A 13,269-nucleotide genomic window follows, 5' to 3' on the forward strand; every position below is an offset into this window, starting at 1 on the left:
TCCTTCTAAGAAACACTGGACAAAGTACAACATGTATGTTATACTAGGCCAGTCAGATCGGTCGGTGTCAATGACGGTGAGGTTCCACCTGTTCCCATTCCGAACACAGAAGTTAAGCTCACTTGTGCCGAAGATAGTTCGCTGGAAACGGCGCGTGAAAATAGGTAGTCGCCGACTTGAACAGAAAGCTCTGAGATGAAAGTCTTAGGGCTTTTTTGTTTGCGTTTTGGGGCAAAAAATAGTATCATAAAGGCAGAAACTTATACTTTCTACAGATTTTCCTGTTACACTGAATGCACAAGGAAAGGAGAGCCTGTATGGAAAAATTGACGAAAAAAGGGCTGGACGGTACCCAGCTCAAGACCATTGCACTGGTGCTGATGGTACTGGATCACATTCATTATTTCTTCGAGTTCACCGGCTGCATCCCGACGGTGTTCAGTATGCTGGGGCGGCTCAGTGCGCCGCTGTTTCTGTTCTGCACGGTAGAGGGCTTTGCCCATACCCATGACCGCAGGCGGTATTTTATCCGCATCTGGGCTATCGGCGCAGCCATGGCGGCGCTGGAATTTTTTATGATTTACGCCAAGGCCTTCCGGCGCGGGGATGGCTTCTACCCGCAGAATGCTATTTTTCAGGATCTTGTGCTGCTGTGCATCGTCTGGCAGGGCATTGACTGGCTGCGGGAGAAAAAATTCACAAAGGGCATTGGCGCCATTGCCGCCGTTTTGTGCTGGCCGTATGTGGTGGTAGTATTTCTGCTGCTCTTCCCCGGGGTACAGGAGATGCCCATTGCTTCAACGATCGTGGCCTTTGTCATTACAAGCCCGCTGCCCATGTGGACAACCATCACGGACGGCGGCTGGAGCTTTTTGCTGGGCGGTGTGCTGCTGTATGCCCTGCGGGGGCATCGCCGCGTACAGCTGACGGCATGGGCCGTGCTCATTTTCCTATGTGATTTTGTGCCGACCTTTGGGATGCTTTGCAGACAGGCGGATTTTGTGTGGACGCAGATGTTCACCGACTACTACGAGTGGTTCGGCGTAGCGGCGGTGCTGCTGATGCTGCTGTACAATGGGCAGCGTGGCAGCGGACATAAGCGGCTGTTCTACTGGTTCTACCCCGCCCATGTGTACCTGCTGTATGGAGCATCCTGCCTTGTTTATAACGTGTTGAGGTGATCTTGTGGCGAATATTCTGGCCGTGGACGACAATCTGGAGCTCTGCAAGCTGATCCGCACCACTCTGGAGCGGGACGGCCACCGGGTAGAAACGCGGCAGGCGGGCGGAGCGCTGACCGAGGCGCTCTGCCGCTGGGCAGACTGCATTCTGCTGGATGTGATGATGCCCGGGGAGGATGGCTTTGCGGTCTGTCGGCGCATCCGCAGCCTGACCGAAGTGCCCATCCTGTTTCTGAGCGCCCGCACCGATGAGGCCGCTGTGCTGGAGGGGCTGGGTATCGGGGCAGATGACTTTTTGTCCAAGCCCTTCCGGGTGGCTGAGCTGAGGGCGCGGGTGGCGGCACATCTGCGGCGGCAGAGCCGCACCCCGGCACACCGGATGGTGCGCAGCGGCGTGGCCTTTGACCTGACCGCCCGGAGCGCGGCGGTAGAGGGGAAGGCGCTGCCCTTGACCCGCTCGGAGTATGCCATCTGCGAGTATCTGGCGCTGCACGCCGGGCAGACCTTTACCAAGGAACAAATTTACGAAGCAGTTTTTGGCATTGACGGCACTGCGAACGACACCGCCGTGACCCAGCACATCAAGAATATCCGGGCAAAGCTGCGGGCGGCGGGCGTGCCGGAGCCGGAAAAGCTGCTTAATACCGTATGGGGCGTGGGGTACCGATGGAAAAGCGAAGACTGATTTCTCTGCGTAGCGTGCTGCTGCAATATCTGGTGCGCACGGCGCTGGCCTGCCTGCTGGTCGCGGTGGGGTGGCTGCTGGTGCTACTGTTGTGGATCCAGAACAGCGGGCTGTTTCTGCCCGCGAATCAGGCCGCGCAGGCCTGCCAGAAGGCCGCACAGGACGTTTTGCCGGGTATGACTGTCGCCACCTTTGATGAGACCCAGCTGGACTCCTTGTGCCGGTACGCCCTGTTTGCCGCGCCGGACAGCAGCGAGGTGCTGGCCACCAACATGGATGCCGGGCACTTGCAGCGGGCAATGGAGAACCGGCAGGGGAAAACCCACTGGCATTTTGGCTATACACAGTATTATATGACGTCGAAATTGCAGGACGGAACGGTTTGCCTGCTGCAATTTGACTATGCCGTGCCCTACGCCGACCCTGCGCTGCGGGGCGTGCTGCCGGATATGCAGACCGTGCACTGCATTCTGGGCATTCTGCTGTTGGTAGGCGCGGTGGTGTGGAGCACCCGCAGGACCGGGCGCTTCCTGACCCGGGAGACCGAAAAGCTGACCGCCGCCGCGCAGGCGGTGGCGCGGAAGGATCTGGACAGCGCCGTGTTTTCCGGTGCGAAGGTGCGGGAGTATGAGAGCGCTTTGCAGGCATTGCAGACCATGGGCGATGAATTGACCGGCAGCCTGCAGAAGCAGTGGGACATGGAGCAGCGGCAGCGGGAGCAGATCATTCAGCTGTCCCACAAGCTGAAAACGCCGCTGACCATCATCGAGGGCAACGCGGAGCTACTGGCGGAGGATGACCTGACTGAGGAACAGCGGGCGCAGGTGGAAGCGATTCTGCAGGGTGCAGAGCAGACCCGCACCTATCTGGGAAAGATCCGTGCCGAGGTGCAGACCCCTTTGAAGTATCGACAGAGAAAATGAAAACAGCCCGGTGCGAAACCCTTTCGCACCGGGCTGTCTGCTGTGATAAGCGAAAATTACGGCTGCTCAGCCACCATCATCTTGCTGGCCTTGTAGATGTCGCCGCAGCCGAGGGTGATGACCAGATCGCCCTCCCGGGCGTTCTGCTTGACCCAATCAGCGGCCTCCTCCAGACTGTTCACCAGAACAGAGCCGGGGATCTGGGCAGCCAGCTTTGCGCTGGTGATGCTGGGGTCGTTGGGCTCACGGCTGCCCATGATGGGAGTGAGCACCGTGATGTCGGGGATCTTGAGCACATCCACAAAGTCGTTGAACAGCATCTTGGTGCGGCTGTATGTAAACGGCTGGTGGACGGCGATCAGCCGCTTATAGCCCATTTCCTTGGCCGTGGTCAGGGTGGCGCGCAGCTCGGTGGGGTGATGGGCATAATCGTCCACGACCAACGCACCGTTGCATTCGCCGTAGACCTCAAAGCGGCGGCCGGCACCCTTAAAGTTCAGGGCGGCATCGGCGCACTGCTCCACGGTCAGACCGATGAAGCGGCAGACGGCACACATGGCAAGCGCATTGTAAATGTTGTGGTAGCCGGGCACAGCCAGACGGATATGGCCGGTGACCTTGTTCCACTCCTTCAGGTCGAACTCAAAGAAGCCGGGCTTGTATTCGTTCACGTTCAATGCCTGATAATCGCCGTCGTTCTGGATGCCAAAGGTGCGCACGCGGCGGTCCAGCGTGTACATGACATCCATGGTGTTCTTGTCGTCCGCATTGGCAAAGATCATGAACTTGGTCATCAGGGCAAAGCGCTTGAAGGCGAACTTCAGTTCGCCCATGCTGCCGTAGTAATCCAGATGGTCGTTGTCGATGTTCAGCACAACGGACAGATAGGGGGTCAGCTTGAGGAAGGTCTCGGCGAACTCGCAGGACTCGATCACGATGTCGTCGCCCTTGCCGGCCTTGCCGTAGCCGTTGATGAGGGGCAGCTTGCCGCCGATGACAGCGGACGGGTCGCGGCCTGCCAGCTCCAGCGCGGTGGTGATCATGGAAGTGGTCGTGGTCTTGCCGTGGGTGCCGGAGACGCAGATGCTCTGCTTGTACAGGCGGCTCACATAGCCCAGCAGCACGCTGCGCTCGATGGTGGGGATGCCGTAGGAGGCAGCGGCATTCAGCTCCACGTTATCCTTGGAAATAGCGGCGGAATAAACCACCATATCGGTGCCGATGACATTGTCTGCACTGTGGCCCAGACTGACCTTGACGCCCATCTCCCGCTCGTAGCGGATGATGCTGCCATCCAGCACATCGCTGCCGGAGATCTGGTAGCCCTTGGCCGCAAGGATCTGGATCAGCGGATACATGCCGCTGCCGCCGCAGCCAATGAAGTGGATCTTTTTTACATTGTCCAGCAGGTGCTGGTTGTAATCGGTGTACATGAACATAGTAAGGCAACCTCCAAATAAATAACGGCCGCAGAGCAGACCGGCTCGATCCATTCTATTAGGATACATCTTATTATATAATTTTTGACGGACAAAATAAACAGGTAATCCCGAATTTTCGGAAAGAACCATAAATCCTTTTGCGATTTTGTGATATGTGTACAAGAAATGCACAGAGCGGCCCTTCCGGCATAAAAAGAGCATCTGCGCCGGGGCAGATGCTCTTGCCGGATGCTCAGCTGTTTTTCCGCTTCAGGATCTCGTCCAGAATGGCGTCGGCCACATCCGCCTTGCTCATCAGCGGAAGCTCCCGGGCACCGTCCGGGGTGATGAGGGTGACTACATTGGTGTCCACGCCAAAACCGGCACCGGCCACCTTGAGATTATTTGCCACCACCATATCCAGATTCTTTCGGGTGAGCTTTGCAGAGGAGTTTTCCACAAGGTCGCGGGTCTCCATGGAAAAACCACACAGGAACTGGTGGGCCTTCCGGGGGCCGATGGTGCCCAGAATATCCGGCGTGCGTTCCAGAGGAATGGACATGTCGCCGTCTTTTTTCTTGATCTTGTCATTTGCTACGGCAGCGGGGCGGTAGTCGGCTACGGCAGCGGCCATGATGAGAACATCTGTGTCCTCAAAGCGGCTGGTGACGGCCTCGTACATCTGCTGGGCGGTGGTCACGGGCACATCGGTGGTGAAGCGGACCGGCTGCAGAGCGGTCTCGCCGTGGATGAGGGTGACATCCGCGCCGCGCATGGCGGCAGCCCGGGCAAGGGCGTAGCCCATCTTACCGGTGGAGTGATTGGTCAGGTACCGCACCGGGTCCAGCGCTTCCTGCGTGGGGCCGGCGGTGACGGCAATGCGCAGACCGGCAAGGTCTTTGGGGCGGGCGATGGTGTGCAGGATGTATTCAAGCAGCACATCCTCCTTGGGCAGACGTCCGCTGCCCACATCCTTGCAGGCCAGCACGCCGCTCTCGGAGGGGATCACCGTAAAGCCGTACCGCTGCAGCGTGGCAAGGTTATCCTGCGTGATGGGGTTTTCCAGCATGCCGGTGTTCATGGCCGGAGAGACCAGCTTGGGGCACTTTGCCGCCAGCACCACGGTGGTGAGCATGTCGTCGGCGATGCCGTGGGCCATTTTGGCGATGACGTTGGCGGTGGCCGGTGCTACAAGGATCACATCTGCCTTTTTGGCCAGCGAGATGTGGGTGACTTCAAACTTGAAATCGCGGTCAAAGGTATCCACCATGCATTTGTGGCCGGTGAGTGTTTCAAAGGTGAGGGGAGTGATGAACTGGGTGGCGTTCCGGGTCATGATGACCTCCACATCGGCTCCCAGCTTGCGCAGTGCGCTGGCCACATTGGCCATTTTATAGGCGGCAATGCCGCCGCTTACGCCCAGAAGGACGCATTTTCCGTTCAGATCCATTGGTCAAACCTCCTGCAAAAACGTACTGTTTCCACATTTCTTACCCTAGTATAATGCAAAAGTTCCGCCAGCACAACAAAATCTTTGTACGGGCTTGTAACTGGGGGCAAAATGCGGTAAAATACAGCTTGACAAAGAATGGACAGACTGCGGTGAGGGGCAGGCCATCGGGGAGCTTTCTCCGCGAACAGCCCGGGACTCCAGTCCCGCCCTGCTGCCTGCGGCAGCAGGGTCCCACCCCCAGGACGTTCGCCGGAGAAACTCCCCGCCGTCCTGCCGGATACTGCCGCGTTATAAAGGGAAAACAGAATTATGATCTTAGCCATTGATATAGGCAACACCACCGTCGCCCTTGGGGGCATTCGGGACGGACGTGTATGCTTTGTGGCGCGCATGGACACGGTGCGCACCCGCACGGCTGCAGAATATCGTGCCGAAATGGATAAAATTTTTGCGCATCGCCGCCACCCGGAACGGCCCATGCGGTTTGAGGGCGCTGTGCTCACCAGCGTGGTGCCCCAGATCACGGGGGCGCTGGCAGAGTGCGCCCGTCATTACACCGGCAGGAAGCCGGTCATCATATCACCGGAGATCCACACGGGCCTGACCATGGGGGTGGATGAACCCCATGCCGTGGGTAAGGACAGGTTGGTGGATGCGGCCTACGCGGCAGCAAATTTCCCGCTGCCGGTGGTCACGGTGGACCTTGGCACCGCCACGACCTTTAATGTGGTGGATGAAAACCGGGTATTCCGGGGCGGTGTCATCTGCCCGGGGCTTTCCACCGGGCTGCGGGCACTGGGCGACCGCTGTGCCCAGCTGCCGCAGGTGCATCTGGGCTCGCCCAGAAGTGCCATTGGCACCAACACCGAAAAATGCATGCTGTCCGGTTCCGTGATGGGCACCGCTGTGCTCATCGACGGCATGGTGCAGCGCATAGAGGAAGAGCTGGGCTGCCCGGCGACACTGGTGGTAACAGGAGGGCTGGCAAAATATGTGACGCCGCTGTGCCGCCATGCGCTGACCTACGACCCGGAGCTGCTGATGAAGGGTCTGGCCCTTTTGTACCAGCTCAACGCGCCGCAGCCGCCGCGTCACAGTGCGGGCGGCGGCAGGCATTATGCCAAGCAGAACCAGCACGGCCACGCGAAACAGCGCTCCTACAGCAAAAAGCGCACCCGCCGCGAGCCGGAAGCGCTGGCAGGCTGATGCGGGACGATAGGATAGGGAGAAAAAACAGATGAAATTAGGCATTCTTGGCACGGGAAAGATCGTGCGGGAATTTTTGCCCTGGCTGGTGGAGCACACGCCCTTTGCGGTGCAGGCCATCTGCAGCACCGAGCGCAGCGCCGAGCTGGCCCAAAGCCTTTGCGGCCAGTATGGCGTGCCGCAGCACACCACCAACTTTCTGGAGCTGCTGCAGTGGGTGGATGTGGTGTACATCGCAGTGCCGAACCTGCAGCATGTGCGCTACGCCCGCGTGGCGCTGGAGGCAGGCAAACACGTGATTGTGGAAAAACCGCTGGCCCCCTCGGCAGCACAGACCGAAGAGCTGGTGGAGCTGGCGCGGCGCAAAAAGGTGTTTCTGTTCGAGGCTGTGACCACCCAGTATCTTGAAAATTACGCAAAGATCCGGGAGCTGCTGCCCCGCATCGGCACCGTAAAGCTGGTACAGTGCAATTTCAGCCAGTATTCCAGCCGGTACGATGCCTTCTGTGCAGGCGATGTGCAGCCTGCCTTTGACCCGGCCTGTGCCGGCGGTGCTCTGATGGATCTGGGCGTGTACAATGTGAGCTACATCGTGGGCCTGTTCGGCGAGCCGAATCAGGTAAAATATACCGCCAACATGGAGCGCGGCATCGACACCAGCGGCATCCTGACGATGGATTACAGCGGCTTCAAGGCTGTGAGCATCGCCGCCAAGGACTGCGCGGCCCCGGCCCGGTACATCATTCAGGGCACGAAGGGCTATATCCTGCAAAAATCCACCGCCAACTGCTGCGGCGGCGTCACCTTCCACCCCAACGAGGGCAAGGAGGAACACTACAATTTGAACGGCGGCAGGCCCCGGCAGGCGGCAGAGTTTGAAGCTTTTGCCCGTGCGCTGGAAAACGGCGATCAGGAACTGTGCACCCGGATGCAGGATACCACCATCGCGGTCAGCCGTGTGCTGACGGTGGCCCGCCGCAGTGCGGGCATCCGCTTCCCGTGCGACCGCTGACCCTCAAAACAGCCATTTCCATTGGAACACGCCCTGACAAAACGCGCTCCAATCTGTTTGAATATTTACCCAAAACCCGCATAGAGCGGGCAGGTTTGCGCCGTATCCGACGTATCGGGCGGAACGGCAGCAGGAGGAAAACTGAATATGAAAAATACGAAAACTCTTACCCGTGTGGCACTGCTGGTTGCCATTGAGCTGGTCATGAAGATGGTGGGTCTGGGCAGTGTGCCTGTGGGCCCGCTGTACATGAGCTTCCTGACCCTTCCCATCGCGGTGGGCGCCATCACCATGGGCCCGGCGGTGGGCGCGCTGCTGGGCGGCGTGTTCGGCGCAGTGAGCTTCTATGACGCCATCACCGGTGCTTCCGCCATGACCGGCGCACTGTTTCAGGTGAGCCCCGTTAACACCTTTATCCTGTGTGTGGGCATGCGCGTGCTGATGGGCCTGTGCTGCGGCCTGATCTTCAGCGGCCTGAAGCGCTTTGACAAGCCCGGCACCTGGAGCTACATCCTCAGCGCCATGAGCGCACCCTTCCTGAACACGGTGTTCTTTATGGGCTGGATCGTGCTGGCCTTCTATGGCTGCGACTACGTGCAGAACCTGGTGTCCGTCAAGGGCGCTGCGAACCCCTTTATGTTCGTGGTGCTGCTGGTCGGCGTGCAGGGCGTGGCCGAGTTCCTTGTCTCCGGCATTCTGGGCGGCATCGTAGCCCGTGCCGTGGCAAAGTTCGTAAAATAAAAGATGTGCTGAATGTCAGGGCGGCGCATCCGTGTTATGAATAAAATCCAAAGCTCCTCCGGCGGCTGCCGGGGGAGCTTTTTGCTGGGAACGCTCCGCTCGCTCTGCTTCAAAAAGGGGGCTTGACCTTGCGAGAACCGGCACATGTTGTTCACCGCCCAAGCCCCTTCCTGTGAAAATGGGTTTCAGGAAAGTCCGCAGACTTTCCTGAAACCCGAAATTTAGAATCTTTTTTCCGCTGAAGATGCGCAGAGCAGCGCGGAGCGCATTCAAAATCGTCCCTCTCACGTATTTCCATCTTCCTGCATAGGATGGCGCACAGCGGAAAAGGGGAGGGAACGGCATGGAGACAAAGCAGTTTGCGATCGTGGGCACCGATGCCCGGCAGGCGGCGGCAGGCCGGGCACTGGAACGGGCGGGCTGTGCGGTGAGCGGGGCCGAACAGGTGGCGCGGGCAGACTGCATCCTGCTGCCGCTCCCGCTGGACGAGAGCCGCACCCCGCTGGCAGAGCTGCTGCGTGCCGCAAAGCCCGGCGCGGTGGCGCTGGGCGGCAGGCTCTCGGCGCAGGCAAAGACCATCGCGCAGGAAGCGGGCGTGGAGCTGGTGGATTACTACGCGCGGCCGGAGCTGGCCATCTACAATGCCATCCCCACGGCGGAAGGGTGCATCGGCATCCTGCTGCGGGAGAGCACCCGCACCCTGTGGGGCGCAAACATCCTGCTGCTGGGCTTTGGCCCGGTGGGGCAGGCGCTGGGGGCACGGCTGGCAGCGCTGGGAGCAGATGTGACCGTCTGTGCCCGGCGTCCGGAACAGCGGGCTCTGGCCGAGAGCCTTGGCCTGCGCGGCGCGGAGCTGGCCCGGCTGGGCACTCTGGCTCCGGCCTTTGACCGGGTGGTGAACACGATCCCTGCACCGGTGCTGACAGAGCCGGTGCTGACGGCCCTGCGGCCCGGAAGCCTGATCGTGGATCTGGCCTCGAAGCCCGGCGGAACGGACTTTGCGGCAGCGCAGCGGCTGGGCCTCCGTGCCATCCATGCACTGAGCCTGCCGGCGGTCTGCGCACCGGAAACAGCGGGCGAAGCGGTGGCACGCACGGTGCTGGCCATTTTGCGGGAGCGGGAGGAATGCACATGACCACACAGAAAAGGGGAAGCGCCGCATTTGCAGTGTGCGGCAGCTTCTGCACGCTGGAAACGGCATTGGAAGCAGCGCGGATGCTGACGCTGCAGGGCTGGGATCTGCTGCCCATCATGAGTTTTGCGGCCGGGCAGGACACCCGCTTTGGCACCGGAACATTCTGGAAGGAACGGCTGGAGACCCTTACCGGGCACCCGGTGCTGGATACCCTGCAGGCCGTGGAACCGCTGGGCCCCAGACAGATGGCACAGGCGCTGGTCATTGCGCCCTGCACCGGGGCTACGCTGGCAAGGCTGGCAGCGGGCCTTTCCGATACGCCGGTGACGCTGGCGGCAAAGAGCCTGCTGCGAGTGGGGTGCCCGGTGCTGGTGGGCATTTCCACCAACGATGGGCTGGGGGCGTCGGGGGAGAACATCGCCCGGCTTTTCCAGCGCAAGCATTACTATTTTGTGCCCTACGGGCAGGATGACCCTATTGCCAAGCCCAGCAGCCTGAAGGCGGACTTTGCCCGTCTGCCCGCTGCACTGGACGCTGCGCTGGCCGGGCGGCAGCTGCAGCCTGTTCTGCTGCAAAACAACGTCTGAATGGCTTTTCAGCCGGGACAAAATGTGGTATACTGAATTTGATGCTTTGCCGGTGCGGTACGGCCGAGCAGAATAAGCTTCGATGGAGAAAACCAGATGAAAAAACTGACCGCAGCGCTGTGTGCTGTGCTGCTTGTGTTCTGTATGTTCGTGCCGGGGGCTGCGGCGGCTGGCCCTGCCCTTGGTGCCACCCGCGCTTACTGCATCATCGATGCAGACACCGGCCTTGTGCTGGCACAGCAGAATATGAACGAAGAGCTGCACCCGGCGTCCATCACCAAGGTGATGACGCTGGGTCTTGCCTGTGAAAAGGCGCAGGGAAACTGGGAGGATACAAAGCTGACCGTGAGCCACGAGGATGTGTACTCGCTGGCAGGCACCGATTCCAGCCACATCGCCCTGCTTGAGGGCGAAGAAGTCCCCCTGACGGATGCGCTGTATGCCACCCAGATGGCCAGCGCCAACGACGGCGCCAACCTGCTGGCCGAATATTTCGGCGGCGGCACCATCGCGGACGGCGTGGAGAAGATGAACGCAAAGGTGAAGGAACTGGGCCTTGCGCACACCCACTTTTCCAACCCCCACGGCATCAGCGACGAGGACCACTACACCAGCTGCTACGACATGGCGCAGATCCTGCGCTGGGCACTGGAGCAGCCGGGCTTTGAGCAGGTGTTCACCCGCAATGAGATGTACACCATGGACCCCACCAACATCCAACCCGTGACCCGCTACTTTTCCCAGCAGGACAAGCTGCGCATCGGCTCCAGCCGGTACCATATCACGTCGGTCAAGGGCTCCAAGCTCGGCTATACCAACACGGCCCGCTACAGCTACGCCTGTCTGGCGGAGCAAAACGGCGTCCGGCTCATCTGCGTGACCATGCAGAGCGAGCTGAGCACCGATAAATACAACGATGTCCGCACCCTGCTGGACTATGCCTTCAGCACCTTTACCGGCTACACCGACCTGCCCGCCCGGGGCGTGACCGCGCAGCTGCCGGTGATGGGCGGCGGCGGGAGCCTTGGCACCGTGACCGTCTCCGACCCCGGCGTGCGGCTGCTTCTGGCCGACGGCCTGACCGCGGAGGATGTGGACGTGGCGCTGGAGCTGCCGGAGACCTATCTGCTGGGCACCGAGCCGGAGGTGTACGCAGTGTACACCGTCAAGGACGGCACAAAGCAGGAAAAGACCAGCGTCCGGGTGGAAGCCGAAGTGACCGGCCTTGCTCAGCTGCTGGACGGCAGCACCGGCGTAGAGCTGGAAGCGGCAAAAGCGGTAAAGCCCAAAAGCCGGGTGCTGTGGCTGCTGGGCATTTCGCTGGGGTCCACGGCGGCGGCAGCGGCAGTGACCATTGTGGTGGTGCGGCTGCTGGCAAAGCGGAAAAAGCGCCGTGCCGGCCGCCGGTGATCATGCGCAAAAGCCTGCACAGGAGCAGACTTTTCCAGATAAAATGAGAAGCGGCTTTTATGCGGACGAACACCGCGAAAAAGACCGCTTCCAAAATCGCTTTACAAAAAGAGAGGTACAAAATTATGGGCAAGTTTACGTTTACTCAGACCGAGATCCCCGGTGTTGTGGTCATTGAGCCGCAGGTGTTCGGCGACGACCGCGGTTACTTTATGGAGACCTACCAGAAGGATCAGTTTGCCGAAGCCGGCATCGAGAAGGAGTTCGTACAGGACAACCAGAGCCGCTCCACCCGCGGTGTGCTGCGCGGCCTGCACTTCCAGAAGAACCACACGCAGGGCAAGCTGGTGCGCGTGACCAAGGGCGAGGTGTTCGATGTGGCCGTGGACTGCCGCCCCCACAGCGCCACCTTCGGCAAGTGGGTGGGCGTCACCCTGTCCGAGGAGAACAAGAAGATGTTCTATATCCCGGAGGGCTTTGCACACGGTTTTCTGGTGCTGAGCGATGTGGCAGAGTTCTGCTACAAGTGCACCGATGTCTACGACCCCACCAGCGAGGGCGGCATCCCCTACGATGACCCCACCGTGAACGTGCAGTGGCCGGACTGCGGCTGTGAGCACAAGACCAGCGCAAAGGATAAGCTGCACGAGCCCTTTGCTGCACAGAAGTTTGAATATTTTGAAAAGTGGTGATCGCCTGTGGCAAAATTCAAAGCAATGTGGAACGGCTTCTGGTGCTACCGCTATCTGCTGTGGAACCTTGTGAGCCGTGACTTCAAGCTCAAATACCGCCGCAGCGTGCTGGGTGTGGTGTGGAGCGTTCTGAACCCGCTGCTCATGTGCCTTGTGTACTGGGCCGTGTTCAGCAGTCTGATGGACATGCGGGGCAGCGGCATCGACAACTTTGCCGTGTTCCTGATGTGCGGCCAGCTGCTGTTCAACTTCTTCAACGAGGCCACCTCCACCGGCATGAGCAGTGTGCTGGGCGCAGCGCCCCTGCTCAAAAAGGTGTATATCCCCAAGTATATCTTCCCGCTGGAAAAGTGCTGCTTTGCCATGGTGAACTGCGTGTTCAGCTTTGTGGCGCTGCTGCTGGTGATGATCTTCACCGGTGCACCCTTCCACCTGACCCTCATCGAGGCGGTCTACCCGCTGGTGACGCTGTTCTTCTTCAGTCTGGGCGTGGGCCTGCTTCTGGCAGCGGCTACCGTGTTCTTCCGGGATATCATGCACATCTGGAGCGTGTTCATCACCGCATTGCTGTATTTTTCCGCCATCTTCTACGACCCCACCCAGATGACCTTTTCCATCGGCGGGTTCAACATGCAGCAGATCATCAAGCTGAACCCCATGTACTGGTACATCACAGGCTTCCGCCGTACCGTGATGTGGGGCATCCCGCTGGATTTCAACATGTTCGCGGTGTGCGGCTGCTGCGCCGTGCTCTCCATGCTGGTGGGCGTGTGGGTGTTCCGCAAAACGCAGGACCGCTTTGTGCTGCATATTTAAGGAGGAA

Annotated in this window: 13 protein-coding genes and 1 rRNA gene; 12 read left to right on the plus strand and 2 right to left on the minus strand. The window is 59.9% G+C overall.

The window, feature by feature from the left end:
- Positions 1-60: 60 nt before the first annotated feature.
- The 4 genes from rrf to MTP37_RS01655 all read left to right on the plus strand — a co-directional run bounded on the left by rrf (position 61) and on the right by MTP37_RS01655 (position 2,789).
- Positions 61-177, plus strand: a 5S ribosomal RNA gene (gene rrf, locus MTP37_RS01640).
- Between the two features lie 140 nt (positions 178-317).
- The gene (locus MTP37_RS01645; RefSeq protein ID WP_249237920.1) at positions 318-1,181 is read left to right on the plus strand and encodes a TraX family protein; all 864 of its coding nucleotides are present in this window, start codon (positions 318-320) and stop codon (positions 1,179-1,181) included.
- Positions 1,182-1,185: 4 nt separating this feature from the next.
- Complete coding sequence (locus MTP37_RS01650; protein ID WP_249237921.1) at positions 1,186-1,866, plus strand: response regulator transcription factor; 681 nt, start codon at positions 1,186-1,188, stop codon at positions 1,864-1,866.
- Positions 1,848-2,789 (plus strand): histidine kinase dimerization/phospho-acceptor domain-containing protein, encoded by a 942-nt coding sequence (locus tag MTP37_RS01655; protein ID WP_249237922.1) that lies wholly within the window; start codon positions 1,848-1,850, stop codon positions 2,787-2,789. The genes MTP37_RS01650 and MTP37_RS01655 overlap by 19 nt, the downstream gene beginning before the upstream one ends.
- A gap of 56 nt (positions 2,790-2,845) precedes the next feature.
- Here MTP37_RS01655 and murC read toward each other — a convergent pair whose 3' ends face one another.
- Positions 2,846-4,228 (minus strand): UDP-N-acetylmuramate--L-alanine ligase, encoded by a 1,383-nt coding sequence (gene murC / locus MTP37_RS01660; RefSeq protein ID WP_249237923.1) that lies wholly within the window; start codon positions 4,226-4,228, stop codon positions 2,846-2,848.
- 235 nt (positions 4,229-4,463) lie between these two features.
- Positions 4,464-5,660 carry a bifunctional phosphopantothenoylcysteine decarboxylase/phosphopantothenate--cysteine ligase CoaBC gene (gene coaBC / locus MTP37_RS01665; RefSeq protein WP_249237924.1) on the minus strand — a complete coding sequence of 399 codons (1,197 nt, stop codon included), beginning with the start codon at positions 5,658-5,660 and terminating at the stop codon, positions 4,464-4,466.
- A 312-nt stretch (positions 5,661-5,972) separates the two neighbouring features.
- Here coaBC and MTP37_RS01670 point away from each other — a divergent pair, with 312 nt between their 5' ends.
- The 8 genes from MTP37_RS01670 (at position 5,973) to MTP37_RS01705 (ending at position 13,262) form a co-directional block, all read left to right on the plus strand.
- Positions 5,973-6,869 (plus strand): type III pantothenate kinase, encoded by an 897-nt coding sequence (locus tag MTP37_RS01670; protein ID WP_249237925.1) that lies wholly within the window; start codon positions 5,973-5,975, stop codon positions 6,867-6,869.
- Positions 6,870-6,900: 31 nt separating this feature from the next.
- Positions 6,901-7,881, plus strand: coding sequence for a Gfo/Idh/MocA family protein (locus MTP37_RS01675; protein WP_249237926.1), 981 nt, complete (start codon positions 6,901-6,903; stop codon positions 7,879-7,881).
- 147 nt (positions 7,882-8,028) lie between these two features.
- Positions 8,029-8,622 carry an ECF transporter S component gene (locus tag MTP37_RS01680; protein ID WP_005943857.1) on the plus strand — a complete coding sequence of 198 codons (594 nt, stop codon included), beginning with the start codon at positions 8,029-8,031 and terminating at the stop codon, positions 8,620-8,622.
- A 343-nt stretch (positions 8,623-8,965) separates the two neighbouring features.
- Positions 8,966-9,757, plus strand: coding sequence for an NAD(P)-dependent oxidoreductase (locus tag MTP37_RS01685; RefSeq protein ID WP_249237927.1), 792 nt, complete (start codon positions 8,966-8,968; stop codon positions 9,755-9,757).
- Positions 9,754-10,344, plus strand: a complete 591-nt coding sequence (locus MTP37_RS01690; protein ID WP_249237928.1) for a dipicolinate synthase subunit B — start codon at positions 9,754-9,756, stop codon at positions 10,342-10,344. The genes MTP37_RS01685 and MTP37_RS01690 overlap by 4 nt, the downstream gene beginning before the upstream one ends.
- A gap of 96 nt (positions 10,345-10,440) precedes the next feature.
- Positions 10,441-11,754 (plus strand): D-alanyl-D-alanine carboxypeptidase family protein, encoded by a 1,314-nt coding sequence (locus MTP37_RS01695; protein ID WP_249237929.1) that lies wholly within the window; start codon positions 10,441-10,443, stop codon positions 11,752-11,754.
- A gap of 125 nt (positions 11,755-11,879) precedes the next feature.
- Positions 11,880-12,446, plus strand: a complete 567-nt coding sequence (rfbC, locus tag MTP37_RS01700; protein ID WP_249237930.1) for a dTDP-4-dehydrorhamnose 3,5-epimerase — start codon at positions 11,880-11,882, stop codon at positions 12,444-12,446.
- 6 nt (positions 12,447-12,452) lie between these two features.
- Positions 12,453-13,262, plus strand: a complete 810-nt coding sequence (locus tag MTP37_RS01705; protein WP_223388262.1) for an ABC transporter permease — start codon at positions 12,453-12,455, stop codon at positions 13,260-13,262.
- Positions 13,263-13,269: the final 7 nt, after the last annotated feature.

Origin of the sequence: Faecalibacterium sp. HTF-F (assembly GCF_023347535.1) — a bacterium.
GTDB classification, from domain to species: domain Bacteria; phylum Bacillota; class Clostridia; order Oscillospirales; family Ruminococcaceae; genus Faecalibacterium; species Faecalibacterium wellingii.

Bases quoted from the DNA above. Each gene is read 5' to 3' on its own strand.
- MTP37_RS01655 (WP_249237922.1), top strand. From the start codon at position 1,848: ATGGAAAAGCGAAGACTGATTTCTCTGCGTAGCGTGCTGCTGCAATAT.
- MTP37_RS01690 (WP_249237928.1), top strand. From the start codon at position 9,754: ATGACCACACAGAAAAGGGGAAGCGCCGCATTTGCAGTGTGCGGCAGC.
- MTP37_RS01685 (WP_249237927.1), top strand. From the start codon at position 8,966: ATGGAGACAAAGCAGTTTGCGATCGTGGGCACCGATGCCCGGCAGGCG.
- MTP37_RS01675 (WP_249237926.1), top strand. From the start codon at position 6,901: ATGAAATTAGGCATTCTTGGCACGGGAAAGATCGTGCGGGAATTTTTG.
- MTP37_RS01695 (WP_249237929.1), top strand. From the start codon at position 10,441: ATGAAAAAACTGACCGCAGCGCTGTGTGCTGTGCTGCTTGTGTTCTGT.
- murC (WP_249237923.1), bottom strand. From the start codon at position 4,228: ATGTTCATGTACACCGATTACAACCAGCACCTGCTGGACAATGTAAAA.
- MTP37_RS01680 (WP_005943857.1), top strand. From the start codon at position 8,029: ATGAAAAATACGAAAACTCTTACCCGTGTGGCACTGCTGGTTGCCATT.
- MTP37_RS01670 (WP_249237925.1), top strand. From the start codon at position 5,973: ATGATCTTAGCCATTGATATAGGCAACACCACCGTCGCCCTTGGGGGC.
- rfbC (WP_249237930.1), top strand. From the start codon at position 11,880: ATGGGCAAGTTTACGTTTACTCAGACCGAGATCCCCGGTGTTGTGGTC.
- coaBC (WP_249237924.1), bottom strand. From the start codon at position 5,660: ATGGATCTGAACGGAAAATGCGTCCTTCTGGGCGTAAGCGGCGGCATT.
- MTP37_RS01645 (WP_249237920.1), top strand. From the start codon at position 318: ATGGAAAAATTGACGAAAAAAGGGCTGGACGGTACCCAGCTCAAGACC.